We start from the raw sequence: 25,300 nt of genomic DNA, 5'->3' as shown, positions 1-25,300 counted from the left end.
CCCCCGTACTATGACCACTCGGCGGCCCCACCCGGTCCGCCACCGCCAGACGGCGACATGGGAGGAAGCCCGGTGCGAATCCGGCGCGGTCCCGCCACTGTGAGCACGCGCAGCCGCCGCGTGTGAGTCAGGAACTCCCGCCGTCCGAACACCGCCCGGGGCGTGGACACCCCGAGGAAGGGCCGACGCCGCATGTTCCTGCTCCTGTCGACGTCCGACACGGACCTGCTCAGCGCCCGCGCCGCCGCGGGCCCGGTCCCGTACCGCTTCGCGAACCCCTCGCGGCTCGCGCTCGAAGAGCTCCCCGCCCTCCTCGAAGGCGTCGACCTCGTCGTCGTACGGCTCCTCGGCGGCATCCGCGTCTGGCAGGAGGGGCTCGACCTGCTCCTCGCCGACGGCAGGCCCGTCGTCGTGCTGAGCGGCGAGCAGGCCCCGGACGCCCAGCTCATGGCCGCCTCCACCGTCCCGGTCGGTATCGCCGCCGAGGCACACGCCTACCTCGCCCACGGCGGCCCGGCGAACCTCGACCACCTCGCCCGTTTCCTCTCCGACACCGTGCTCCTCACCGGGCACGGCTTCGACGCGCCCGCGCCCGCCCCCTCCTGGGGCCCGCTGGAGCGCACCCCGCGCACCACCACCGGGCCCGTCGTCGCGGTGCTCTACTACCGCGCCCACCACATGAGCGGCAACACCGGCTTCGTGGACGCCCTGTGCGAGGCCGTCGAGGACGCGGGCGGCCAGGCGCTCCCGCTCTACGTGGCCTCGCTGCGCACCCCCGAGGAGGGGCTGCTCGACACGCTCCGCACCGCCGACGTCCTCGTCACCACCGTCCTCGCGGCGGGCGGGACGCGCCCCGCCGAGGCGAGCGCGGGCGGCGACGAGGAGGCGTGGGACGCGGGCGCGCTCGCCGGGCTCGACGTACCGATCCTCCAGGCCCTGTGCCTCACCGGCTCGCGCGCCGACTGGGAGGAGAACGACGAGGGCGTCTCGCCGCTCGACGCCGCCAGCCAGATCGCCGTGCCCGAGTTCGACGGCCGCCTCATCACCGTCCCCTTCTCCTTCAAGGAGATCGACGCCGACGGCCTCCCCGCCTACGTCGCCGACCCCGAGCGCGCCGCACGCGTCGCCGGGATCGCCGTGCGCCACGCCCGCCTGCGCCACATCCCCGCCCCCGACAAGCGCCTCGCGCTCGTCCTGTCCGCTTACCCCACCAAGCACTCCCGGATCGGCAACGCGGTCGGTCTCGACACCCCGGCGAGCGCCATCGAGCTCCTGCGCCGCCTCCGTGCCGAGGGCTACGACTTCGGCACGGACCCCATACCCGGCGTCGAGTCCGGCGACGGGGACGAGCTGATCCGCGCGCTGATCGACGCGGGCGGCCACGACCAGGAGTGGCTCACCGAGGAACAGCTCGCGGCCAACCCCGTCCGCATCCCCGCCGCCGACTACCGCCGCTGGTTCGCGACCCTGCCCAAGGAGCTGCGCACGGCGGTCGAGGAGCACTGGGGGCCCGCGCCCGGCGAGATGTTCGTCGACCGGAGCGCGAACCCCGAGGGCGACATCGTGCTCGCCGCGCTCCGCTTCGGGAACCTCCTCGTCCTCATCCAGCCCCCGCGCGGCTTCGGCGAGAACCCCATCGCGATCTACCACGACCCCGATCTGCCGCCCTCGCACCACTACCTCGCCGCCTACCGCTGGATCGCCGCGCCCACGGCCGAGGGCGGCTTCGGTGCCGACGCGATGGTGCACCTCGGCAAGCACGGCAACCTGGAGTGGCTGCCCGGCAAGAACGCGGGGCTCTCCGCCGCCTGCGGCCCCGACGCCGCGCTCGGCGACCTGCCCCTCGTCTACCCCTTCCTCGTCAACGACCCCGGCGAGGGCACCCAGGCCAAGCGCCGCGTCCACGCGACCCTGGTGGACCACCTCGTCCCGCCGATGGCCCGCGCCGAGTCCTACGGGGACATCGCGCGCCTCGAACAACTCCTCGACGAGCACGCGCAGATCGCCGCCATGGACCCGGCGAAGCTCCCCGCGATCCGCGCCCAGATCTGGACCCTCATCCAGGCCGCGCGCCTCGACCACGACCTCGGCCTGGACGACCGCCCCGACGACGACGGCTTCGACGACTTCCTCCTCCACGTCGACGGCTGGCTCTGCGAGGTCAAGGACGCCCAGATCCGCGACGGCCTCCACATCCTCGGCAAGGCCCCGGCCGCCACCGACCGCGTCAACCTCGTCCTCGCGATCCTGCGCGCCCGCCAGATCTGGGGCGGCACCCAGGCACTCCCCGGGCTGCGCGAAGCACTCGGCCTCGACGAGTCCGCCGCGACCCTCGCGAGCGCCGACGCCGCCGAGGAGCGCGCCCGCGCGCTCGTCCAGGCGATGGAGGACGCGGGCTGGGACCCGGACGCCGTGCCGCGGGACGAGAACGAGGACGTCCGCGCGGTCCTCGCCTTCGCCGCGCGCGAGGTGGTCCCGCGCCTCGCGGCGACGACCGACGAACTCGACCACACCCTGCGCGCCCTGCGCGGCGGTTTCGTCCCCGCCGGGCCCTCCGGCTCGCCGCTGCGCGGCCTCGTCAACGTCCTCCCGACCGGCCGCAACTTCTACTCCGTCGACCCGAAGGCCGTCCCCTCGCGCCTCGCCTGGGAGACCGGGCAGTCCCTCGCGACCTCGCTCCTGGACCGCTACCGCGCCGACCACGGTGAGTGGCCCACCTCGGTCGGGCTCTCGCTGTGGGGCACGAGCGCGATGCGCACGGCCGGGGACGACATCGCCGAAGCCCTCGCGCTGCTCGGCGTCCGCCCCGTGTGGGACGACGCCTCGCGCCGCGTCACCGGGCTCGAAGCGATCCCGTACGGGGAACTCGGCCGCCCCCGCGTTGACGTGACCCTGCGCATCTCCGGCTTCTTCCGCGACGCCTTCCCGCACACGGTCGGTCTCCTCGACGACGCCGTCCGCCTCGCCGCCTCGCTCGACGAGAGCGCGGACGTCAACCACATCCGCGCTCACGTACAGCGCGACGTGGCCGAGCACGGCGACGAACGCCGCGCCACGACCCGTATCTTCGGCTCCCGGCCGGGCACCTACGGCGCGGGACTCCTCCAGCTCATCGACTCGCGCGACTGGCGCACCGACGCCGACCTCGCGGAGGTCTACACGGTGTGGGGCGGGTACGCGTACGGGCGCGGCCTCGAAGGACGGCCCGCGCGCGAGGAGATGGAGACCGCGTACCGCAGGATCGCCGTCGCCGCGAAGAACACCGACACGCGCGAGCACGACATCGCCGACTCGGACGACTACTTCCAGTACCACGGCGGCATGGTCGCCGCCGTGCGCGCGCTGCGCGGCACCGCGCCCGAGGCGTACATCGGCGACTCGACCCGCCCCGAGACGGTCCGCACCCGCACCCTCGTGGAGGAGACCTCGCGCGTCTTCCGCGCCCGCGTCGTCAACCCCCGCTGGATCGAGGCGATGCGCCGCCACGGATACAAGGGCGCCTTCGAACTCGCCGCCACGGTGGACTACTTGTTCGGCTACGACGCGACGACGGGCGTCATCGCCGACTGGATGTACGACAAGCTCACCGAGACGTACGTCCTCGACGAGACCAACCGCGCCTTCCTCCAGGAAGCCAACCCCTGGGCCCTGCACGGCATCGCGGAACGCCTCCTGGAGGCCGAGTCGCGCGGCATGTGGGCCGAGCCCGACCCGGCGGTGCTCGACGCGCTGCGCCAGGTCTACCTGGAGACGGAGGGGAATCTGGAGGGCGAGGCGGGCTGAGCGGGCCCCGGCGGGGGGAGGTACGGGGCAGGGGTGCCGTCCGGGCGCGGCGTCCCGCGTGATCGACTGGCCCGCATGCCGGTTCGCCCCCACACCCCCCGGACTCGCGGTGCCCTCCTCGCCCTCGCGGCGTGCCTCGCCGGGGTGGTCCCTCTCACGACCACCCCGGCCGCGGCGGCGGACCCGCACCTCAGCGCCCCCGCCACGTACCACGTCGCACCACCAGGGGGCCCCAAGCGCCCCGCGCGCGACAAACGCCTGCACGTCCTCTACGACGCCGACGTCGCGACGGGCGAGAAGTCGGGGCGCCTGATCATGGACGTGCGCGGGGCCGAAAAGGTCCTGCATCTCAAGAAGTTCGGCAACGGCTGTTCGGGCGACGGTACCCGGATCGTCTGCGCGGTCGGCGCGAGCTACAACAGCTGGGCCGACTGGGCCGGCGCCCTCCCGTACGCCGCGCCGGGCAGCACGGCCGGGGACACGGGGGACCTGCACCTGCGCTACGAGGCCCCGGGCGGCCGCGTGAGCGAGGCCACCACGCGCGTCGTGGTCGGCGGGCCCGTCCTGGAGATACGCCGCCCCGAACAGGTCACCCACCTGCGCCCCGGCGCCCGTACGCACTTCGCCCTCGTCGTGCGCAACGCGGGCGAGACCCCCGCGCACGGCCTCGGGCTCACGTACACCACCGACACCGTGACCTCCGTGACGGAACGCTTCTCGAACTGCCGCTACCACGGCACCACCGCCACCTGCCGCTTCCCCTCGCTCGACCTCGCCCCCGGCGAGAGCGTCGACCTCGCGCCCGGTCTCGACCTGCGCGCCCCCGAGGTGGAGACCGGCGGAGGCCTGCACCAGTCCGCCTGGCCCCTCGACCTCGGCCCGTACGACGGCGTCGTCGTCCCCGAGCGGGGCGAGCCGGGCAAGGGCCCCGCCCTGCGCCCGCAGCCCGGCACCGGGACCACGGGGACCTGGAGTCGCGAGGCCACCGCCTGGACCCGGTTCTCCGTCGACAACCCCTCCGACTACGCGGCGGTGGGCGCCCGGGTACGCGGTCACGAAGGCGAGGAGCGGGACGTCCGGGTGGGCGCCGCGAACAAGGGCCCGGGCGACCCCGGCGGATACCCGTCCGTCAAGGTCGAGTTCACCCCGCCGAAGGGCTCGCGTGTGCTGAAGGAGCCCATGGAGGAGCTGGACGAGGACTACTTCGAGCCCCTGTGCGAGCACGACAGGACCGGCGTCTACACGTGCCCCCTCACCGTCCACGAACCGGGCGACACGCAGCTGCTCACCTTCCGCCTGCGTCTGGGCGCCCTCCCCGCCGAGGGCTCGGTGCGGCTGCGCGGCAAGGACGGCGAGGAGTACCCGGCCGACCCGGAACCCGCGAACGACACGGCGCGCGTCGCGGCCGAGGCCGGCGAGGGGCCGCGCGCGAGCGGCGGCGGGCAGGCCGCCGGGTGGGGAACGGCCGGGGGAGTGGTGGTCGTCCTGGCCGGGGCGGCTTTCCTGGTACGGGCACGCAGGCGGCGCTCCCGCGCGCGGTGAGGCGCCCCGCACCCCGCTCCACGCGCTGACGCGGCCCTCAGCGCACCCCGTCCGACCTGCGGCTTTCTCGACGCCCTCGTGCGGAGGCTGGATTTACTAGGACGTCCAACTATATAGTCCGGGCAGTTCCGGGGCGCGGTGATCCGGGATCGGTGACCGCCCGTGGGACGATCCGTGCTGCCCTGACAGCCCGATATATCCGTGAGGGGTGAGTCGTCCGCACTCGTCCGGCCTCGTACCGGCCGGCCCGCACCGCCCGGTCCCGAACCGCTGGGTCCCGTATCGCCCGATCCCGTACCGCCCGATCCCGTACCGCTCGCCCTCCGCACCGCCCGACGAGAGCAGGCCCCCATGGTCAGTGCGCCCCACCGCGCCCCCGTACGCGAACTCACCCACTTCATCGGCGGCAAGCACACCCCCGGCACCTCCGGGGCCTTCGCCGACGTCTACGACCCCAACACCGGCGAGGTGCAGGCCCGCGTGCCGCTCGCCAGCCGCGCCGAGACCGAGGCCGCGATCGCCGACGCGGCCCGCGCGCAGCGGGAGTGGGGCGAGTGGAACCCCCAGCGCCGCGCCCGCGTGCTGCTCAGGTTCCTCCAGCTCGTCGACCAGGAGAAGGACGAGATCGCCCGTCTCCTGTCGAGCGAGCACGGCAAGACCATCGCCGACGCGCACGGCGACCTCCAGCGCGGCCTCGAAGTCGTCGAGTTCGCCGCCGGTATCCCGCACCTGATGAAGGGCGAGTTCAGCGACAACGCGGGGACCGGCATCGACGTGCACTCGCTGCGCTCCCCGCTCGGCGTCGTCGCGGGCATCACGCCCTTCAACTTCCCCGCGATGATCCCGCTCTGGAAGGCCGCCCCCGCCCTCGCCTGCGGCAACGCCTTCCTCCTCAAGCCCTCCGAGCGCGACCCCTCGGTGCCCCTGCGCCTGGCCGAACTCTTCCTCGAAGCCGGACTGCCCGCCGGGGTCCTCAACGTCGTCAACGGCGACCGCACGGCCGTGGACACCCTGATCGAGGACCCGCGCGTCCAGGCGCTCGGCTTCGTCGGCTCCACGCCCATCGCCGCGCACATCTACGCGAGCGCCGCCGCGAACGGCAAGCGCGCCCAGTGCTTCGGCGGCGCCAAGAACCACATGATCGTGATGCCCGACGCCGACCTCGACCAGGCCGTGGACGCCCTCGTCGGCGCCGGGTACGGCTCGGCGGGCGAGCGCTGCATGGCGATCTCCGTCGCCGTGCCCGTCGGCGAGGAGACCGCCGACGCGCTCGTGGCCCGCCTCAAGGAGCGCATCGCCGGACTCAGGATCGGCACGAGCGACGACCCCGAGGCCGACTTCGGGCCCCTCGTCGGTCCTGACGCCCTCGCCCGCGTCCGCTCCTACGTCGGCATCGGCGTCGAGGAGGGTGCCGAACTCGTCGTGGACGGCCGGGGCTTCACCCTCGCCGGGCACGAGAAGGGCTTCTTCGCCGGTGCCTCGCTCTTCGACCGCGTGACCCCTGACATGCGGATCTACCAGGAGGAGATCTTCGGGCCCGTCCTCTGCGTCGTACGCGCCGCGGACTACGAGGAGGCCCTGCGCCTGCCGAGCGAGCACCCCTTCGGCAACGGTGTCGCGATCTTCACCCGCGACGGCGACACCGCCCGCGACTTCACGCGCCGCGTCAACACCGGCATGGTCGGCGTCAACGTGCCGATCCCGGTGCCCGTCGCGTACCACACCTTCGGCGGCTGGAAGGCGTCCGGATTCGGCGACCTCAACCAGCACGGGCCCGACTCGATCCGCTTCTACACCCGCACCAAGACCGTCACCTCGCGCTGGCCCAAGGGACTGCGCGAAGGGGCGAGCTTCACCCTCCCGACGATGGGCTGAGGGCACCACCATGAGCACCACCACACACGGCACCACCACGTACGACACACAACTGACCGAGGACCAGCGGGCCCTCGTCGAGACGACACTCGACTTCGCGGGGGACCACCTCGCCCCGCACGCCCTGGAGTGGGACCGGGAGAAGCACTTCCCCGTCGACGTCCTGCGCAAGGCCGCGGGGCTCGGCCTCGGCGGCGTCTACGTCCGCGAGGAGTCCGGCGGCTCCGGCCTCAGGCGCGCCGACGGCGTCCTCGTCTTCGAGGCGCTCGCCACCGGCTGCCCCTGCGTCGCCGCCTACCTGTCGATCCACAACATGGTCGGCTGGATGGTCGACACCTACGGCGACGAGGCCCAACGCGCCCGCTACCTCCCGGGGCTGTGCGCGATGGACGACCTCGCGAGCTACTGCCTCACCGAGCCGGGCGCAGGCTCGGACGCCGCAGCGCTCTCCACCCGCGCCGTGCGCGACGGCGACGACTGGGTCCTCACCGGCGTCAAGCAGTTCATCTCCGGCGCGGGCGCCGCCCGGCTCTACCTCGTCATGGCCCGTACGGGAGGCGCCGGACCCGACGGCATCACCGCCTTCCTCGTCGACAAGGACGACCCCGGGCTCGGCTTCGGGCCCAACGAGCACAAGATGGGCTGGAACGCGCAGCCGACCCGGCAGGTGATCCTCGACGGCGTGCGCGTGCCCGCGGACCGCGTACTCGGTGAAGAGGGACAGGGTTTCCGCATCGCCATGAACGGCCTCAACGGCGGCCGGCTCGGCATCGCGGCGTGCTCGCTCGGCGGCGCCCGCTCCGCGCTCGACCGCTCGCTGACGCACCTCAGCGAGCGCGAGGCGTTCGGGCAGCCGCTCATCGAGTCCGAGGCCCTGCGCTTCCGCCTCGCGGACATGGCCACCGAACTCGCCGCCGCGCGCGCCCTGCTCCACCAGGCCGCCGACGCCTTGGACCGCAAGGACCCGCAGGCCCCGCAACTCATCGCGATGGCCAAGCGCTTCGCCACCGACACCGGCTTCCGGATCGCTGACCGCGCGCTCCAACTCCACGGCGGCTACGGCTATCTGCACGAGTACGGTATCGAGAAGATCGTCCGGGACCTGCGGGTCCACCAGATCCTCGAAGGGAGCAACGAGATCATGCGCGTCATCGTGGCCAGGGGTCTCACCGGAGCCGCCCGGTGAGCGGCGCCCAGGAGCGCGGCGCCGAGGAGGGTCCCGTCCTCACGTCGGTCGTGGGACGGGCCGCCCACCTCGTCCTCAACCGCCCCCGCGCCCTCAACGCCCTCACGCACGAGATGGTCGGCCTCATCGACGCCGCCCTCACCGCCTGGGAGGAGGACGACGCGATCGAGACCGTCGTCCTCACCGGCTCAGGGGAGCGCGGCCTGTGCGCGGGCGGCGACATCCGCGCCATCCACGAGGCGGCGCGCGGCGGCGACGGGCAGGAGGCCGCGGACTTCTGGCGCGACGAGTACGTGCTCAACGCCCGCATCCCGCACTATCCCAAGCCGTACGTCGCCGTCATGGACGGCATCGTCATGGGCGGCGGCATCGGTGTCTCCGCCCACGGCTCGGTCCGGATCGTCACCGAGCGCACGAAGGCGGCGATGCCCGAGACGGGGATCGGCTTCGTACCCGATGTCGGCGGTACGTGGCTCCTCTCGCGCGCCCCCGGACACCTCGGCACCCGCCAGGCCCTCACCGGCACGGTCGCGGGGCCCGGGGACGCGCTGCGCCTCGGCCTCGCCGACCACTACGTACCGTCGAGCGCCCTGCCGGAACTCCTCGAAGCGCTCGGCACCCTGCCCGCGAAGGAGGCCGTCGGACGGTACGCGACCGAGGCGCCGCCCGCCGCGCTCGACGCCGACCGCCCCTGGATCGACGCCTGTTACGCGGCGGACACCGTCGAGGAGATCATCGCGCGGCTGCGGGCCCGCCCCGAGGAGGCCGCGCACGCCGACGCGGCGGCCCTCGAAGGCCGCTCCCCGACGAGCCTCAAGGTGACCCTCGAAGCGCTCCGCCGCGTCCGCGCGCTCGGCACGCTGGAGGAGGCGCTCGACCAGGAGTACCGCGTCTCGCTCGCGTGCCTCGCCACGCCCGACCTCGTCGAGGGCGTCCGCGCGCAGGTCATCGACAAGGACCGCGACCCGCACTGGAACCCGGCCTCGCTGGCCGAGGTCGGCGCCGCCGACGTCGCACGCTTCTTCACACCCCTGGGCGAGCGGGAACTCGGGCTCGCCCCGACACCGGAGGTGACACGGTGAGCAGTACCGACAAGAAGGTCAGCACCGTCGCGTTCATCGGGCTCGGACACATGGGCGCTCCCATGGCCGCGAACCTCGTGCGCGCCGAGTACACCGTGCGCGCCTTCGACCTCGTGCCCGCCGCGCTCGAAGCGGGCGTCGAGGCGGGGGCCGAGGCCGCGGTGAGCGCCGTCGAGGCCGTTACCGGCGCCGACCTCGTGATCTCCATGCTCCCCGCCGGGCGCCACGTCCTCGGCCTGTACGAGGACATTCTCGGCGCCGCGCGTCCGGGCACCCTCTTCGTCGACTGCTCCACGATCGACGTCGCGGACGCCCGCGCCGTGCACGCGCTCGCCGAAGGGCGCGGGATGCGCTGTCTCGACGCGCCCGTCTCGGGCGGCGTCGTCGGCGCCGAGGCCGGGACGCTGACCTTCATGGTCGGCGGGGGAGAGATGGAGTTCGCCGAGGCGCTGCCGCTGCTCGACGTCATGGGCAAGAAGGTCGTGCACTGCGGCGCGGCGGGCGCCGGGCAGGCCGCGAAGATCTGCAACAACATGATCCTCGGCGTCTCGATGATCGCCGTGAGCGAGGCGTTCGTCCTCGCCGAGAGTCTCGGCCTCTCCCACCAGGCCCTCTACGACGTCGCCTCGACCGCCTCGGGCCAGTGCTGGGCGCTCAGCGTCAACTGCCCCGTCCCCGGACCCGTTCCGGCGTCCCCGGCCAACCGCGACTACCGGCCCGGCTTCGGCGCCCCGCTCATGGCCAAGGACCTCGGCCTCGCGGCCAACGCGGTCCGCGCGGGCGGTGTGCACGCCGAACTCGGGCTGCGCGCCGCGGAGATGTACGCGGCGTACGCCGAAGGGCGCGGCGCCGACGAGGACTTCTCGGGCATCGTGCGGGTCCTGCGGGACGACTCGGGGAAGGCGGCGGAATGAGTACGTACGAGACGATCCTCGTCGAGCGCAGGGGCCGCGTCGCCCTGCTCACCCTGAACCGCCCGAAGGCGCTCAACGCCCTCAACGCGCGGCTGATGGAGGAACTCGTCGGCGCGGCGGAGGGGCTGGACCGGGACCCGGACATCGGCTGCCTCGTGATCACCGGCTCCGAGCGGGCCTTCGCGGCCGGGGCGGACATCACCGAGATGGCGCCGCGCACGTCCGTCGAGATGTACCTGCACGATTGGTTCTCGGCCTGGGACCGGCTCGGCAGGCTGCGCACGCCCACGATCGCGGCCGTCGCGGGGCACGCGCTCGGCGGGGGGTGTGAACTCGCCATGCTGTGCGATCTGTTGATCGCCGCGGACACGGCGCGGTTCGGGCAGCCCGAGGTCAAGCTCGGCGTGATCCCGGGGATCGGGGGCTCGCAGCGGCTGACCCGCGCGGTCGGCAAGGCGAAGGCGATGGACCTGTGCCTGACCGGGCGCACGATGGACGCGACCGAGGCCGAACGCGCGGGCCTCGTCTCGCGGATCGTCCCCGCCGCCGACCTCCTCACGGAGGCGCTCGCCGCCGCCGAGACGATCGCGGACCTCTCGGCCCCGGCCGCGATGATGGCGAAGGAAGCGGTCAACACGGCGTTCGAGACGACCCTCGCGGAGGGCGTCCACTTCGAACGGAGGCTCTTCCACTCGGTGTTCGCGTTCGCGGACCAGAAGGAGGGCATGGCGGCGTTTACCGACAAGCGGAAGCCGGAATTTCGGCACCGTTGAGGGTGGGAGCACCCTCTGTCGGGGCCGGCGGCCAGGGCTCCGCCCCGGACCCCGCTCCTCAAACGCCGGAGGGGCTGGATATGCCCCTCCGGCGTTTGAGGCGTCAGCTCGCCACATACTTGTCGTACCCGTACTGCGTGAAGAACAACGGCAGTTCAGCCCCCAACGCCGTCGCCGCGAACAACTCCCGCACTGCGGCAGGATCACTGCAGCCTCCCTCCGCGGCCAGCGCGTTCAGCTCCTCGTCGAGGTGCCGCTCCACCGTCTCGCGGCGCACCGCGCCATGCCGCAGCCACTGCCAGATCTGGGTGCGGGCGATCTCGGCGGTCGCCGCGTCGGCGATGAGGCCGCCCTGGTCCAGCAGCCCCGTACCGCCGAGCCAGCGGTCGAAGTAGCGGACCGCGAGCGTCACGCTGCCGCGCACCCCCTCGGGACCGGGCGCCCCGGTCAGGCGTGGCACGGCGAGCAGTTCCGCGGCCTGGACCTCGACGTCGTCGCGCGTACGGTCGAGCTGGTGCGGCCGCTCGCCGAGGACGCCCCGGAAGACCTCGCGGCCGACCGGGACGAGCCCCGGGTGCGCGACCCACGAGCCGTCGAAACCGTCCTCGGCCTCCCGCTCCTTGTCGCGCCGCACCTCGGCGAGCGCCGCCTCGATGGCCGCCGGGCCGCCCTCGGGCGCCTGCGCGGCCATGCCGCCGATCGCGTGCGCGCCGCGCCGGTGGCACGTGCGCACGAGGAGTTCGGTGTACGCGCGCAGGAAGGGCGCCGTCATGGGGAGCCGGGCGCGGTCGGGCAGGAGGAAGTCGGTGCGGTGACCGAAGGTCTTGATGAGGCTGAACAGGTAGTCCCAGCGCCCGGCGATCAACCCCGAGCTGTGCTCGCGCAGTTCGTGGAGGATCTCCTCCATCTCCATCGCCGCGGTGATCGTCTCGATGAGCGCGGAGGCCCGCACGGTCCCGGCCGGGAGGCCGACCAGTTCCTGGGCGAGCAGGAAGACGTCGTTCCACAGCCGCGCCTCGTACCGGTTCTCCAGCTTCGGCAGGCAGAAGTACGGTCCGTGGCCCGCGTCGAGGAGCGCCTTGGCGTTGTGGAAGAAGAAGAGCGCGAAGTCCGCGAGCGCGGCGGGCACCGGCTGCCCGTCGTACTCCAGGTGCGCTTCGTCGAGGTGCCAGCCGCGGGGGCGCACGACGAGGGTGGGGCGCTCGCCGGCGCGCGGGGTGCGGGCGAGGTCCTTGAGGAGGAGGTGCCCGTCGAGGACGGCGTGCCAGGCCGGTGAGGTGGCGTCCTCGAAGTCGGCGGTCCACGTCGAGGCGCCCGAGCCGTACGCGGCGGCGGCGGCCCCCGGCGTGGGCGGGCCCACGAGTTCCACGTGCCGCTCCGCGAGCCCGGGCGCCGGGGGCGCGACGCGCCAGGAGCGGTCGGTGCGCACCGGCGTCGTGACGAGCGGGAAGTCGAGCCGGATTCCGGCGGCGAGGCGGTGCGCCTGGCGGCGCCGCTCGCGCAGCAGCCACTGGCGGCGCTCGCCGAAGGCGGCCACGAGAGCGCCGAGGAAGTCCAGTGCCGCAGGCGTGAGGATCTCTTCGTGACGCGCGCCGGGGGCGGCGATGACCCGGACGGTACGGGCCGGGGCGAGGGTGGGCATCGGGGACCTCCTGAAGCGGGGCCGGGACGGCGGATCACTCGTGATGCGCGGGCCCCAGGGACCGGGTGAGGGTGCGAGGAACGGGGGCCGGACGGAGACGGGTGCCCGGCCCCCGTTCGACTCGGGGGGTACGGGGACGCGCGCCGACGCGAAGGCGCGCGCCCCCGGTGCGGCGGCGCACCCGCACAGGTGCGCGCCGCGAGGAGAGGACGAGGGCGGGCGAGGAGTGGGGCCCGCCTTCGTCCCGGTCCGGCTAGTGGAACTGCTCGGCCTCGGTGGAGCCGGCCAGCGCGGTGGTGGACGAGGCCGGGTTGACGGCCGTGGAGACGAGGTCGAAGTAACCCGTGCCGACCTCGCGCTGGTGGCGCACGGCGGTGAAGCCCTGGGCCTGCGCGGCGAATTCGCGCTCCTGGAGGTCGACGTAGGCGGTCATGCCCTGCTCGGCGTAGCCGCGCGCCAGGTCGAACATCCCGTGGTTGAGGGAGTGGAACCCGGCGAGGGTGATGAACTGGAAGCGGTAGCCCATCGCACCCAGCTCGCGCTGGAACTTCGCGATCTGGTCGTCGTCGAGCGCGGCGCGCCAGTTGAAGGACGGCGAGCAGTTGTACGCGAGCATCTGGTCCGGGTGCTCGGCGTGGATCGCCTCGGCGAACTCCCTGGCCTGCGCGAGGTCCGGGGTGCCGGTCTCGACCCAGATGAGGTCGGCGTACGGGGCGTAGGCGAGACCGCGGGCGATGACCGGAGCCATGCCGCCTCGCACGTGGTAGAAGCCCTCGGAGGTGCGCTCCCCGGTGACGAAGGGCGCGTCGCGCTCGTCGACGTCGCTGGTGAGCAGGGTCGCGGCGAGCGCGTCGGTGCGGGCGATGACGAGGGTCGGCGTGTCCGCGATGTCGGCGGCGAGACGGGCCGCGTTGAGGGTGCGGATGTGCTGCGAGGTCGGCACGAGGACCTTGCCGCCGAGGTGGCCGCACTTCTTCTCGGAGGCGAGCTGGTCCTCGTAGTGGATACCGGCCGCACCCGCGGCGATCATCGCCTTCGTCAGTTCGAAGGCGTTGAGCGGGCCGCCGAAACCGGCCTCCGCGTCGGCGACGATCGGCGCGAGCCAGTCGGTCGTGTCGCCCTCGTCCTCGGCGGTCGCGATCTGGTCGGCGCGCAGCAGCGCGTTGTTGATGCGGCGCACGACCTGCGGGACCGAGTTGGCCGGGTAGAGGCTCTGGTCGGGGTACGTCTGCCCGGCGAGGTTGGCGTCCGCCGCGACCTGCCAGCCCGAGAGGTAGATGGCCTGGAGCCCGGCCTTGACCTGCTGGACGGCCTGGCCTCCGGTGAGGGCGCCGAGCGCGTGGACGTAGTCGCGCTCGTGGAGCTGGCGCCACAGGCGCTCGGCGCCGCGCCGGGCGAGCGTGTGCTCCTCGCGGACGCTGCCGGCGAGACGCACGACGTCCTCGGCGGAGTAGGTCCGCTCGATGCCCTTCCAGCGGGGGTCCTCGGCCCAGCGGCGGGTCAGTTCGGCTGCGCGGTCGGTCGTCTTGCCCATGAGGGTCACCGTCTCCCTGAAGGTGTCGCAGTGATGTCGCTGTGGTGAGGTGTCACGGTTGTGAAGCTGGGGGAGGGGACTCAGCCCTGTGCGGCACGGAGTGTCGCACTAAGTCCTCTGGAGCAATCCGCCCCGCCGTGACGCCCTTGTTTCCCTTGCGGGATCGGGGCGATGACTCGACTGTGGCACTGGCACTGAGTGCCATCAAGGGGGGAAATCTGTGAAGTCTGTGAATCTTCCCCCGCCACCTTTGCGAAGCTTGCCAATCCCCGAGCGGCCGCTAAGGTGGCTCCCACTCTCGCCGGGAGTGACGTGGAGTGACGGAGGAGGCCTGTCATGGCCAGGACTTATGCGGGCGCGCGACTGCGCCGGCTGCGCGAGGAACGCCGCCTGAGCCAGGCCGAACTCGCCCGCACCCTCGGCATCTCGCCGAGTTACCTGAACCAGATGGAGCACGACTCGCGACCGCTCACCGTCCCGGTCCTGCTCAAGATCGGCGAGACCTTCGGCATCGACGCGTCCTTCTTCTCCGCCCGCGACTCGACCCGCCTCCTCGCCGACCTCCGCGAAGCCCTCGCGGCGCCGCTGGACGAGGGCCGGGTCCTGCCCGGCGAACTGGAGGAGATCGCCACCCGCACCCCCGGCGCCGCGCGTCTCCTCCTCGACCTCCAGCGCCGCTCCCAGCGCCTCGCCGAACAACTCTCCGGACGCGGCGGAGGCCCCGAGGACCACCAGGAGACCCCCGGCTCACCGCACGAGGAGGTACGCGACTTCTTCTACGAGCGCCGCAACTACTTCCACCCCCTCGACCTCGCCGCCGAGGACCTCGCCGGCGAACTCCGTGTCCGCCCCGGCACGGCGGGCCAGACCCTCGCCGAACACCTGGAGGCCCAGCACGGCGTCCACGTCGCGACCACGGCCGGCCCCCACCTGCACCGCTACGACGCCGCGAGCCGCACCCTGCACCTCTCGCCGCGCCTGCGCCCGGGCCAGCAGACCTTCCGCATGGCCGCGCAGCTCGCCCTCCTGGAGTACGGCTCCGAACTCGACTCCCTCGCGGCCGAGAAGTTCCCCCGCCAGTCACCCGCCCACGCGCTCACCCGCATCGGCCTCGCACACTACTTCGCCGGTGCTCTCGTCCTCCCGTACCGCGAGTTCCACGCGCGCGCCGAGGAGTACCGCTACGACATCGAACGCCTCGGCGACCACTACGGCCTCGGCTACGAGACCATGTGCCACCGCCTCAGCACCCTGCAACGCCCCCGCCTGAGCGGCGTCCCGCTGTCGTTCGTCCGCGTCGACCGTGCGGGGAACATGTCCAAGCGCCAGTCCGCGACCGGGTTCCCCTTCTCGCGCTCGGGCGGCACGTGCCCCCTGTGGAACATCTACGAGGCGTTCACCGCGCCAGGGCGCGTGCACGTCCAGCTCACCCGTATGCCCGACGGCAGCCGCCACCTGTGGACCGCGCGCACCGTCACACGGCGCGGCGGCGCCTGGGGCGAGCGCGGCAGCACGTACGCGATCGGCCTCGGCTGCGAGGTCCGCCACGCGGGCCGCCTCGTCTACTCCGAAGGGCTCGACCTCGACAACCCCGCCTCGGACACCCCCATCGGCATGGGCTGCCGCGTCTGCGAACACCTCGACTGCCCCCAGCGCGCGACCCCGCCGGTGGGTCACACCCTCACGATCGACGAGCGCAGCAGCACGTTCGTGCCGTACCGGGTGCGAGGGGAGCGGGGGCGCGGGTGAGGGGCGGGGCCGGGAGCGCGGCAGGGCGTCAGAGGGAAAACGTTCCACAACATGGGAAGCGGCCCGCGTGCATGTGCAGAGGGGTCTCGACAGCGCCGGAGTAAATCGGTATACCTGACCGGCGAGACCTCCCACCCCCACCGAAGGACCCACCCGGTGAAGATCCACGCAGCGGACGTCGTCGTCACGAGTCCCGGCCGCAATTTCGTCACTCTCCGCATCACCACCGAGGACGGTCTCACCGGCCTCGGCGACGCGACCCTCAACGGCAGGGAACTGGCCGTCGCCTCCTACCTCGGCGACCACGTCGCCCCGCTCCTGACCGGCCGGGACGCCGACGCGATCGAGGACACCTGGCAGTACCTGTACCGGGGCGGGTACTGGCGGCGCGGACCCGTCACGATGGCCGCGATCGCCGCCGTCGACATGGCGCTGTGGGACATCAAGGCCAAACGTGCCGGGATGCCGCTCTACCAACTGCTCGGCGGCGCCTGCCGCACCGGCGCCCTCGCCTACGGCCACGCCTCCGGGCGCGACATCCCCGAACTGCTCGACTCCGTCCGCGCCCACCTGGAGGCCGGCTACCGCGCGATACGGGTGCAGAGCGGCGTACCCGGTCTCGACTCCGTCTACGGCGTCGCCGCCTCCGCCAACGGCGCGGGCGAACGCTACGACTACGAACCCGCGCGCCGCACGACCCGCCCCACCGAGGAACAGTGGGACACCCCCGCCTACCTGCGGCACATCCCCACCGTCTTCGAGGCCGTACGCGCCGAGTTCGGCCCCGAACTGACCCTCCTGCACGACGGCCACCACCGCATGACACCGCTCCAGGCCGCGCGCCTGGGCAAGAGCCTCGAACCGTACGACCTGTTCTGGCTGGAGGACGTCACGCCCGCCGAGGACCAGGCGGCGCTGCGCCTGGTGCGGCAGCACACCACGACGCCGCTCGCGATCGGCGAGGTCTTCAACTCCGTGCACGACTACACGACGCTGCTCGGCGAACGCCTCATCGACTACGTCCGCTCCTCGGTCACGCACGCCGGCGGCGTCACGGGCATGCGCCGCATCCTCGACCTCGCCGCCGTGTACGGCGTCAGGTCGGGGATGCACGGACCCACCGACATCTCCCCGGTGGGCATGGCCGCCGCCCTCCACCTGGACCTCGCCGTGCACAACTTCGGCATCCAGGAGTACATGCGCCACTCCCCGCACACGCTGGAGGTCTTCCGCACCTCCTACCGCTTCACCGACGGCCTCCTGCACCCGGGCGAGGAGCCCGGCCTCGGCGTCACGCTCGACGAGGAGGCCGCCGCCCGCTTCCCCTACGCGCCCGCCCACCTCCCCGTGAACCGGCTCGCGGACGGCACCGTGCACGACTGGTGACCAGGGCGCAGGCCCACAGCGCGGCCCCGCGCCCGGCCCTCCCTCAGCGCTCCCGCCCCCGCGGCTTCAGCGGCACGGGCGGCAGCGCGGGCGCGGGCAGGCGTGTGCCGTCGTAGCCGTGGACCTCGCCGAAGCGGTCGCTCGTCATCCAGTCCTCGCGGGCCCGCTCGATCTCCTCCTGCGTACGGCCCACGAAGTTCCACCACATGAGCAGCTTCTCCGCGAAAGGCTCCCCACCCAGGAGCATCGCGCCCGCGTCCGACAGGGCCCGCAGCGGCAGGCTCGTGCGCCCGCAGCCCAGGTACAGCATCGACCCCGGCGTCACGGGCACCCCGTCCACGGACAGCTCGCCCGACATCGCGAGGACCCCGTACTCGAAGTCCGGGTTCAGCGGCAGGTCCGCCTCCGTGCCCTCGCGCAGCGCGAGATCCGCGCCGACGAGCGGGGAGTACGTCGTACCGGGCGACGTCGCCGTGTCGAGCGTGCCGAGGACCACGGTCGCGTCGAGTCCCGGCGCCGTGACGTGCGGAAGGTCCGCGTGGTGCTCGAAGTGCGCAGCTTGGTGGCGCGCCTCGTCCGGCAGCGCCACCCACAGCTGGGCCCCGTGCAGGTAGCGCGCGTGCGGGCGGGGGCTCTCCTCGGAGTGCGAGATCGCGCCGCCGGAGGTCATGAGGCCCAGCTCGCGCGGCCTGATCGTCTGGAGTGAGCCGAGCGAGTCGCGGTGCAGCACCTCGCCCTCGTGCAGCCAGCTCACCGTCTGGAGCCCGATGTGCGGATGCGGCGGCACCTGCATCCCGGGCTCGTCCGCGATGTCGTCGGGCCCGTAGTGGTCGACGAAGGCCCAGGCGCCGATCATGCGGCGGCCGAGGTTCGGCAGCAGCCGCCGTACCTCCGTCGACTCGCCGAGCGGCACCCGACGGGGGCTCAGCAGCTCGCGCACGGGCGCCGCGAGGACGTCCTCGCGGCCGCCGCACGGCTTCGGCACGGGGTGGGTGTCCAGATTGCTCATGCCGCTCAACCTAGCGCTCACCGTCGCACGCCACCCGGACGGTCCGTCCGAACGTGCCCGCACCCCGTGTCGCCGCTGGAATGGGGAGGTGAGCGCCAGCCCAGCCACCCCCGACGACTGCCTCGCCCGCAACGAGTGGATCTGCGGCACGTACCTGACCACCCGGCGGCACGTGCTGCTCGACGCCGTCGCGCAGCACGTCGAGCTGACCGCCGCCGCCGTCGGCATCGCCCTCGTCATCGCCGTCCCGCTCGCCGTCCTCGCGCGCCGCCTGCGCTGGACGGCCGGGCCGCTGCTCGCGCTCACCACGGTGCTCTACACGATCCCGTCGCTCGCGATGTTCTCGCTGCTGCTGCCGGTGTACGGGCTCTCGGCGACCCTCGTCGTGGCGGGGCTCGTCCTGTACTCGCTCACGCTCCTGGTCCGCAACCTCCTCGCCGGGCTGCGCGCCGTGCCCGAGGAGACCCGGCAGGCGGCGCGCGGCATGGGGTACGGGCCGCTGCGGCTGCTCCTCGCGGTCGAACTGCCCCTCGCGCTGCCCGCCGCCTTCGCGGGCCTGCGCATCGCGATGGTCTCGGCCGTCTCGCTCGTCACCGTGGGCGCCATCGTCGGCTTCGGCGGCCTCGGCAACCTCATCTACCAGGGCATGAACACCTACTTCAAGGCCCAGGTGCTCACCGCCTCGGTCCTGTGCGTCCTCCTCGCCATCGCCGCCGACCTGCTCCTGCTTCTGATCGGCCGCCTCCTCACCCCCTGGACCCGCGCGTGAACGTACTCGGCGACACCTGGGACTGGCTGAGTGACCCCGCCCACTGGTCGGGCGAGAACGGCATCGCGCACCGCCTTGCCGAACACGTCCTGCTCACCCTCGTCTGCCTGCTCGTCAGCTGCCTCGTCGCGCTCCCCGTCGCCCTCGTCCTCGGCCACATCGGGCGCGGCGGCGCCCTCGCCCTCAACCTCGCGAACATCGGCCGCGCCGTCCCCACCTTCGCCGTCCTCGTCCTCCTCCTGCTCACCCCGGTCGGCAAGCTCAGCGAGGGCCCCACCGTCATCGCGCTCGTCCTCTTCGCGGTGCCGCCGCTGCTCACCAACGCCTACGTCGGGATGCGGGGCGTGGACCGCGAGGTGGTCCGCGCCGCGCGCGGCATGGGCATGACCGGGCGGCAGCTCCTGTGGCGCGTCGAACTGCCGCTCGCGGCCCCGCTCGTCCTCACCGGCGTCCGCATCGCCGCGGTCCAGCTCGTCGCGACGGCCACGATCGCCGCGCTCGCGGGCGGCGGCGGCCTCGGCCGCATCATCACGGCCGGGTTCAACCTCGCCTCGACCCCGCAGGTCGTCGCCGGCGCCGTCCTCGTCGCAGTCTTCGCGCTCCTCGTCGAGGGCGCCTTCGCGCTGGGGGAGCGGTGGCTGCCGGTGCGGGAACAGGAGGCCGCCCGGTGACCCGCGCCCCGGGCGCCGCCCGGCCCCGTACCCGTCGCGCCGCCGCGCTGCTCACCGCGGCGCTCCTCCTCACCGCCTGCTCCACCGGCCCGTCCCTGGAGAACCGGAACGAGGTCACCGCGCCCCCGGGCGACAGCGAGCAGCTCACCATCGGCTCCGCCGGCTTCACCGAGAGCGACCTGCTCGCCCACATGTACAAGCTGCTCCTCGACAAAGCCGGCTACCGCACCCGGCTGCTCACCGTCTCCAACCGCGAGCTGTACGAGCCCGCGCTCGAATCCGGGCAGATCGACGTCGTCCCCGAGTACGCCGCCACGTTCGCCGACTGGCTGAACGCCAAGAAGAACGGCGCCGACGCGAAACCCGTCGGCTCTCCCGACCTCGACCGCACCATGCGCCACCTGCGCGCCCTCGCCGCCGCACGCGGACTCGACGTCCTCGACCCGGGCAGGGCGGTCGACCAGAACGCGTACGCCGTCACGCGCGCCTACGCGAGGAAGCACGGGCTGCGCACCCTCTCCGACCTCGGCCGCGCGAAGCTCCCCGTCCGCATCGCGGCGGGCGACGAGTGCGCGACCCGCCCGTACTGCGCCCCGGGCCTGAAGAAGACGTACGGCATCGACCTCACCGCGATCGACCCCAAGGGCCTCGGCACGACGCAGGCGAAGAAGGCCGTGCAGGACGGCCGCGACCAGCTCGTCGCCACCACCACGACCGACGCCACGCTCGACGAGTTCGGGCTCGTCCTGCTCCGCGACGACAAGAAGCTCCAGAACGCCGACTACCTCGTCCCCGTCGTCAACCGCTCCCGGGCCGGCTCGCGCCGCGTCGCCACCGCGCTCGGCCGCCTCAACAAGGTCCTCACCACCGCCGACCTCGCCGACCTCAACCGCCGCGTCGACAGCTGGCGCCGCCTGCCCGAGGACGTCGCCCGCGACTACCTCGACCGTCACCACCTGCTCTGAGCCCGTCAGGAAGGCAGCCCGATGACCGAGGAGACCCCCGAGCCGCGCGGCCGCGGCGCCGCACTCGCCGACCTCGCCCGCACCCTCGCGGGCGGCCTGTGGTTCCCGCTCCTGTTCTTCTTCGGCTTCCTGCTCTGCTACGCGCTGCCCTTCCACAACCCGACGCCGCACGACGTGCGCGTCGCCGTCTCGGGCCCGCAGGCGGCGCGCGAGATCCGCGCGGGATTCGACAAGGCGTCACCCGGCGCCTTCGACATCGTCACCGCCGACTCGCCCGCCGACGCGCGCCGCAAGGTCCTCGACCGCGACACCGAGGCCGCCTTCGCCGCCGACGCCCGCCGCCCCACCCTCTACCTCGCCAAAGCCGAGGGCGCCCTGCTCGAACAGGCCGTCACGACCGCCTTCCGCGCGCTCGTCGAGCGCCAGGGCGGACAGCTCGACACGGTCGAACTCGTCCCCACCGCCTCCGGCGACACGAGCGGCACCGGCCTCTTCTACCTCACGATGTCCCTCAACATCTCCGCCTACATCTCCGTCATGATGCTCATCCGCGCCCACCTCACCCGGCGCGGCAAACTGCTCACCCTCGCGGGCCTGTCCGCCTTCATGAGCCTCGTCGCCTACTTCATCGGGCGCGGCCTCGACATCGTCCCCGGCGAACCGCTCGGCATCCTCTACCTCTTCCTGCTCTCGCAGGCGGTCGCCTGGGTCACCTACGGGCTCGTCCCCTTCGTGAGGCAGTTCATCCCCGGCGTCGCCATCACGCTCTTCGTGCTGCTCTCGATCCCGTCGAGCGGCGGCGCCATCCCCTACCAGATGGTCCCCGCCTTCTTCCGCGCCCTGCACCCGGTCTTCCCGCTCGGCAACGTCATCGAGGCACTGCACGGCATCTTCTACTTCGACGGCAAGGGCGTCCTGCGCCCGACGCTCGTGCTGTGCGCGTGGCTCGTGTTCGGCCTGCTGCTCGTCGTCGTCGGGGCGGTGCTCGCCCGGCGCAAGGAACACGAGCGCGCCGGGGCGGCGGCGCCCGAGGAACCCGTCGAGGACCCGGCCCTGGAGGCCCCCGTGCCCCACGCCGTCACCCCCGGCGCGCACGACCCCTTCGGGGAGCGCACGGCGGTGCTCGGCGGCGAGGTCTTCTACGACGACGGCCGCCCCGTGCCCGGCGTCTTCATCACCGTCCTCGGCCACGACGGCCGTCAGCTCCTGAAGACCGTCACTGACGAGGAGGGCCGCTGGGGCGCGGCGGGCCTGCCCGAGGACTGGGTCAGCGTCCTCGCCCTCGCCAAGGGCCACCGCCCCGCCGCGAGCCGCGTCCTGCCCCGCGAGGGCCACGTCACGCGCCAGGACTTCGTCCTCGCGGCCCCGAGCGCCCACGCGGTGCCGAGCACCTGACGGCTCGGGGGGACGGCACGGGGCAGAGCGGTCGCGGTACGGCGGAGGGGGCGCCGCCCGCCGGGAGGCCGTCCCGTCCCCGTACCGCCCCTCAGGCGTCCGCCACCGACTCGAAGTCCACGTCCCCGCGCCCCACCCCGCGCGCGTCCGCGTCCACCGAGCGCCGCAGCGCCTCGTGGAGCTTGCCGGGGGTCAGTACGCCCAGGAAGCGCGCCCCGTCGAGGACCGCGACCCAGCCCGCGTCGTGCTGGAGCATCTCGCCGAACGCCTGCTTGAGCGGGGCGCCCACCGGGACCCACGCGTTCATCCGGTGCGCCAGCTCACCGACGGCCCGCTCCCCGCCGCCGCTCACCTCGTCCACGCCCACCCAGCCGTGCAGCTCGCCCGCCCCGTCGAGCACCACCGCCCAGCGCGCCCCCTCGGCCCGCAGCCGCTCCGCCGCCCGCGCGGCCGGCTCGGACTGCCGCACGAGCGGCGGCTCCTCCAGGTCCTCGGGCCTGATCTCGGTCACCGAGAGCCGCTTCAGGCCCCGGTCCGTGCCGACGAACTCCGCGACGTACGGGGTCGCGGGCCGCCCGAGAACGGCCTGCGGCGTGTCGAACTGCTCGATGCGGCCCGGCCCGTACACCGCCATGCGGTCCCCGAGCCGCACCGCCTCCTCGATGTCGTGCGTCACGAACAGCACCGTCTTGCGCAAGCGCCGCTGGAGGTCGGTGAACTGGTTCTGGAGCCGCTCGCGCACCACCGGGTCCACGGCGCCGAAGGGCTCGTCCATGAGCAGCACGGGCGGATCGGCCGCGAGCGCCCGCGCCACCCCGACCCGCTGCCGCTGCCCGCCCGAGAGCTGGTGCGGATACCGGGGACCGTACGTCTTCGGGTCGAGCCCCACGAGGTCGAGCAGCTCCCGCGCGCGCTCCCTGGCCCGGCCCCGCTTCGTACCGAGCAGCGACAGCACCGTCGCCGTGTTGTCGAGCACCGTGCGGTGCGGGAAGAGCCCGACCTGCTGGATGACGTAGCCGACGCGGCGGCGCAGCGCGACCGGGTCGACGTGCGCGATGTCCTCGCCGTCCACCTCGATGCGCCCCGAGGTCGGCTCGACGAGCCGGTTGACCATCATCATGGTCGTCGTCTTGCCGCACCCCGAAGGGCCGACCAGGGTGACCAGCTCTCCCTCGGCCACGTCCAGGGAGAGGTCGTGCACCGCGACGGTGCCGTCCGGGTACCGCTTGCCGACGTTCTCGAAGCGGATCATCGGGCGGGGCCGGGCGGCCGTGGCGCTCACCTCCCGCCGGGCACTACGACATCCAGGCGGCGCGGCCCGAGCACCCCCTCGACCCGCGACCGGGCGGCGCGCACCGCCGTGCGCGCCGGGCGCGGGAAGGGAGGCACCCCGACGCGGGTGCCTCCCGGTCCTCTCGGGACGGGCTGAAGGGTACTCATCCCAGCGGCTCCTCTCGTGTACCGGCCAGCATCTCCGCGAGGTGGCCGGGGCGCATCCCGGCGTCCATCCGGCGCAACGTGCCGCCGCGGCGGCGGGGCTTCCCGGGCCCGCGGCACCTCCCGATGCGGGTCCCGTACGGACCGAGCCGGGGCGCAGGCCTCCCGGGCCGTGTGCTCCACTGGGAAGCGACCAGGCACGACCCACCCCGGCAGGAGCACCATGGCCGCCACGTACCGCCAGCCCGGCGTCGTCCTCACGGACCGCATGTTCACCGTCCCGCTCGACCACGAGCGGCCCGACGGGGAGCAGATCGAGGTCTTCGGCCGGGAAGTGGTCTCGACGGAGCGCGGCGGCGGCGAGCGGCCCTGGCTCCTCTACCTGGAGGGCGGTCCGGGCAACGCGGCCCGCCGCTTCGTGGGACGCGAGGCGTGGCTGGAACGCGCCCTCAAGGACTACCGCGTCCTCCTCATGGACCAGCGCGGCACCGGCCGCTCCACCCCGGCCAACCGTCAGACCCTGCCACTGCGCGGCGGCCCGCGCGAGCAGGCCGACTACCTCGCCCTCTTCCGCGCCGACTCCATCGTCAAGGACGCCGAACTGATCCGGCAGAACCTCACCGGCGGCACCCCCTGGACCGTCCTCGGCCAGAGCTTCGGCGGCTTCTGCGTCACGCGCTACCTCTCCAGCGCCCCCGAGGGCCTGAGCGCCGCGCTCGTCACGGGCGGACTGCCCTCGCTCGACGCCCACGCGGACGACGTCTACCGCGCCGCCTACCCACGCGTCGAACGCAAGGTCGCCGCGCACTACGCCCGCTACCCGCAGGACGTCGACCGCGTGCGCCGCGTCGCCGAGCACCTCGCCGAGCACCGCCCCGTGCTCAACGGCGGCTACCGGCTCACCGTGGAGGCGTTCCAGTCGCTCGGCATCGCGCTCGGAGGCGGCTCGGGCAGCCACACGCTGCACTACCTCCTGGAGAACGCCTTCGCCCGCACCCCCACCGGGCTCCAGCTCTCCGACGCCTTCCAGGAGGCCGCGCAGGCCGCCCTCTCCTACGCGGCCCACCCGCTCTACGCGATCCTGCACGAGTCGATCTACGCGCAGGACCACCGCCCCACCGGCTGGGCCGCCGAGCGCGTACGCACCGAGTTCCCGCAGTTCGACGCCGAGCGCGCGCTCGCGAGCGAGGCCCCCGTCCTCTTCACGGGCGAGTCCGTGCATCCCTGGTCCTTCACGTGCGACCCCTCGCTCTCGCCGCTGCGCGAGACCGCCGAACTCCTCGCCCAGCGCACCGACTGGACCCCGCTCTACGACGCGGGCCGGCTCGCCCGCAATGAGGTCCCCGTCGCCGCCGCCGTCTACCACGACGACATGTACGTCGACACCGCGCACTCGCTGCGCACCGCGCACGCGATCAAGGGCCTGCGCACCTGGGTCACCGACGAGTACGAGCACGACGGACTGCGCCAGGGCCCGGTCCTCGACCGGCTGCTCGCGCTCGTCCGCGGGGACGCGTGAGCGCCGGACGGGCGGGGGCCGGGGACGCCGGGGCCGCCGCCGAAGCCCTCGCCGGGGCCGGTGACGAGG

18 protein-coding genes and 1 riboswitch are annotated in these 25,300 nt (G+C 73.4%); of the genes, 14 read left to right on the top strand and 4 right to left on the bottom strand.

Annotated features, from left to right (window positions below):
* Positions 1–61 precede the first annotated feature (61 nt).
* Positions 62–137, top strand: a riboswitch (cobalamin riboswitch).
* Positions 138–192: 55 nt separating this feature from the next.
* From cobN to ACIP4O_RS25065, 7 genes are all read left to right on the top strand, one after another.
* Positions 193–3,783, top strand: coding sequence for a cobaltochelatase subunit CobN (gene cobN, locus ACIP4O_RS25095; protein WP_401577717.1), 3,591 nt, complete (start codon positions 193–195; stop codon positions 3,781–3,783).
* A gap of 75 nt (positions 3,784–3,858) precedes the next feature.
* Positions 3,859–5,325 (top strand): hypothetical protein, encoded by a 1,467-nt coding sequence (locus ACIP4O_RS25090; protein WP_401577715.1) that lies wholly within the window; start codon positions 3,859–3,861, stop codon positions 5,323–5,325.
* Positions 5,326–5,676: 351 nt separating this feature from the next.
* Positions 5,677–7,200, top strand: a complete 1,524-nt coding sequence (locus tag ACIP4O_RS25085) for a CoA-acylating methylmalonate-semialdehyde dehydrogenase (protein ID WP_401577714.1) — start codon at positions 5,677–5,679, stop codon at positions 7,198–7,200.
* 10 nt (positions 7,201–7,210) lie between these two features.
* Positions 7,211–8,386: an acyl-CoA dehydrogenase family protein gene (locus ACIP4O_RS25080; protein ID WP_401577712.1), complete on the top strand. Its 1,176-nt coding sequence runs from the start codon at positions 7,211–7,213 to the stop codon at positions 8,384–8,386.
* Entirely contained in the window at positions 8,383–9,468 is a 1,086-nt protein-coding gene (locus ACIP4O_RS25075) for an enoyl-CoA hydratase/isomerase family protein (protein ID WP_401577711.1), read from the top strand. The genes ACIP4O_RS25080 and ACIP4O_RS25075 overlap by 4 nt, the downstream gene beginning before the upstream one ends.
* Positions 9,465–10,382, top strand: coding sequence for a 3-hydroxyisobutyrate dehydrogenase (mmsB, locus tag ACIP4O_RS25070; RefSeq protein ID WP_401577709.1), 918 nt, complete (start codon positions 9,465–9,467; stop codon positions 10,380–10,382). Before ACIP4O_RS25075 ends, mmsB begins: the two co-directional genes overlap by 4 nt.
* Positions 10,379–11,155, top strand: coding sequence for an enoyl-CoA hydratase (locus ACIP4O_RS25065; protein ID WP_401577707.1), 777 nt, complete (start codon positions 10,379–10,381; stop codon positions 11,153–11,155). Before mmsB ends, ACIP4O_RS25065 begins: the two co-directional genes overlap by 4 nt.
* Positions 11,156–11,258: 103 nt before the next feature.
* Here ACIP4O_RS25065 and ACIP4O_RS25060 read toward each other — a convergent pair whose 3' ends face one another.
* Entirely contained in the window at positions 11,259–12,797 is a 1,539-nt protein-coding gene (locus ACIP4O_RS25060; RefSeq protein ID WP_401577705.1) for a malate synthase, read from the bottom strand.
* 253 nt (positions 12,798–13,050) lie between these two features.
* The gene (gene aceA / locus ACIP4O_RS25055; protein WP_401577703.1) at positions 13,051–14,331 is read right to left on the bottom strand and encodes an isocitrate lyase; all 1,281 of its coding nucleotides are present in this window, start codon (positions 14,329–14,331) and stop codon (positions 13,051–13,053) included.
* Positions 14,332–14,667: 336 nt separating this feature from the next.
* Here aceA and ACIP4O_RS25050 point away from each other — a divergent pair, with 336 nt between their 5' ends.
* Positions 14,668–16,080, top strand: a complete 1,413-nt coding sequence (locus ACIP4O_RS25050) for a short-chain fatty acyl-CoA regulator family protein (RefSeq protein ID WP_401577702.1) — start codon at positions 14,668–14,670, stop codon at positions 16,078–16,080.
* Between the two features lie 51 nt (positions 16,081–16,131).
* Positions 16,132–17,466 carry a D-mannonate dehydratase ManD gene (gene manD / locus ACIP4O_RS25045; RefSeq protein ID WP_401577700.1) on the top strand — a complete coding sequence of 445 codons (1,335 nt, stop codon included), beginning with the start codon at positions 16,132–16,134 and terminating at the stop codon, positions 17,464–17,466.
* Between the two features lie 43 nt (positions 17,467–17,509).
* Here the strand turns inward: manD and ACIP4O_RS25040 are convergent, their stop codons facing one another.
* Positions 17,510–18,475, bottom strand: coding sequence for a pirin family protein (locus tag ACIP4O_RS25040; protein ID WP_401577698.1), 966 nt, complete (start codon positions 18,473–18,475; stop codon positions 17,510–17,512).
* A gap of 88 nt (positions 18,476–18,563) precedes the next feature.
* Here ACIP4O_RS25040 and ACIP4O_RS25035 point away from each other — a divergent pair, with 88 nt between their 5' ends.
* Genes ACIP4O_RS25035 through ACIP4O_RS25020 form a run of 4 tightly spaced genes read left to right on the top strand, consistent with a single transcriptional unit; the run spans position 18,564 to position 22,275 of the window.
* Positions 18,564–19,244, top strand: coding sequence for an ABC transporter permease (locus tag ACIP4O_RS25035; RefSeq protein WP_401577696.1), 681 nt, complete (start codon positions 18,564–18,566; stop codon positions 19,242–19,244).
* Positions 19,241–19,915 (top strand): ABC transporter permease, encoded by a 675-nt coding sequence (locus tag ACIP4O_RS25030; RefSeq protein WP_401577694.1) that lies wholly within the window; start codon positions 19,241–19,243, stop codon positions 19,913–19,915. Before ACIP4O_RS25035 ends, ACIP4O_RS25030 begins: the two co-directional genes overlap by 4 nt.
* Complete coding sequence (locus ACIP4O_RS25025) at positions 19,912–20,880, top strand: ABC transporter substrate-binding protein (protein WP_401577692.1); 969 nt, start codon at positions 19,912–19,914, stop codon at positions 20,878–20,880. Before ACIP4O_RS25030 ends, ACIP4O_RS25025 begins: the two co-directional genes overlap by 4 nt.
* Positions 20,881–20,901: 21 nt before the next feature.
* Positions 20,902–22,275 carry a carboxypeptidase regulatory-like domain-containing protein gene (locus ACIP4O_RS25020; protein ID WP_401577690.1) on the top strand — a complete coding sequence of 458 codons (1,374 nt, stop codon included), beginning with the start codon at positions 20,902–20,904 and terminating at the stop codon, positions 22,273–22,275.
* A gap of 91 nt (positions 22,276–22,366) precedes the next feature.
* Here ACIP4O_RS25020 and ACIP4O_RS25015 read toward each other — a convergent pair whose 3' ends face one another.
* Positions 22,367–23,527 (bottom strand): ABC transporter ATP-binding protein, encoded by a 1,161-nt coding sequence (locus ACIP4O_RS25015; protein ID WP_401577792.1) that lies wholly within the window; start codon positions 23,525–23,527, stop codon positions 22,367–22,369.
* Between the two features lie 408 nt (positions 23,528–23,935).
* On the opposite strand from ACIP4O_RS25015, the gene ACIP4O_RS25010 reads away from it, so the two are divergent.
* Positions 23,936–25,231 carry an alpha/beta fold hydrolase gene (locus ACIP4O_RS25010; RefSeq protein ID WP_401577688.1) on the top strand — a complete coding sequence of 432 codons (1,296 nt, stop codon included), beginning with the start codon at positions 23,936–23,938 and terminating at the stop codon, positions 25,229–25,231.
* Positions 25,232–25,300 lie beyond the last annotated feature (69 nt).

This window comes from Streptomyces sp. NPDC088923, from assembly GCF_044749745.1.
GTDB lineage: Bacteria > Actinomycetota > Actinomycetes > Streptomycetales > Streptomycetaceae > Streptomyces.
The sequence above is the reverse complement of the archived record's forward strand: the minus strand, read 5'-3'. Positions and strand labels throughout refer to the sequence as shown.

Excerpts from the sequence above, each read along its gene's own strand:
- cobN (WP_401577717.1), top strand. The coding sequence starts at position 193 with ATGTTCCTGCTCCTGTCGACGTCCGACACGGACCTGCTCAGCGCCCGC.
- ACIP4O_RS25090 (WP_401577715.1), top strand. The coding sequence starts at position 3,859 with ATGCCGGTTCGCCCCCACACCCCCCGGACTCGCGGTGCCCTCCTCGCC.
- ACIP4O_RS25085 (WP_401577714.1), top strand. The coding sequence starts at position 5,677 with ATGGTCAGTGCGCCCCACCGCGCCCCCGTACGCGAACTCACCCACTTC.
- ACIP4O_RS25080 (WP_401577712.1), top strand. The coding sequence starts at position 7,211 with ATGAGCACCACCACACACGGCACCACCACGTACGACACACAACTGACC.
- ACIP4O_RS25065 (WP_401577707.1), top strand. The coding sequence starts at position 10,379 with ATGAGTACGTACGAGACGATCCTCGTCGAGCGCAGGGGCCGCGTCGCC.
- ACIP4O_RS25060 (WP_401577705.1), bottom strand. The coding sequence starts at position 12,797 with ATGCCCACCCTCGCCCCGGCCCGTACCGTCCGGGTCATCGCCGCCCCC.
- aceA (WP_401577703.1), bottom strand. The coding sequence starts at position 14,331 with ATGGGCAAGACGACCGACCGCGCAGCCGAACTGACCCGCCGCTGGGCC.
- ACIP4O_RS25050 (WP_401577702.1), top strand. The coding sequence starts at position 14,668 with ATGGCCAGGACTTATGCGGGCGCGCGACTGCGCCGGCTGCGCGAGGAA.
- manD (WP_401577700.1), top strand. The coding sequence starts at position 16,132 with ATGGGAAGCGGCCCGCGTGCATGTGCAGAGGGGTCTCGACAGCGCCGG.
- ACIP4O_RS25040 (WP_401577698.1), bottom strand. The coding sequence starts at position 18,475 with ATGAGCAATCTGGACACCCACCCCGTGCCGAAGCCGTGCGGCGGCCGC.
- ACIP4O_RS25020 (WP_401577690.1), top strand. The coding sequence starts at position 20,902 with ATGACCGAGGAGACCCCCGAGCCGCGCGGCCGCGGCGCCGCACTCGCC.
- ACIP4O_RS25015 (WP_401577792.1), bottom strand. The coding sequence starts at position 23,527 with ATGATCCGCTTCGAGAACGTCGGCAAGCGGTACCCGGACGGCACCGTC.
- ACIP4O_RS25010 (WP_401577688.1), top strand. The coding sequence starts at position 23,936 with ATGGCCGCCACGTACCGCCAGCCCGGCGTCGTCCTCACGGACCGCATG.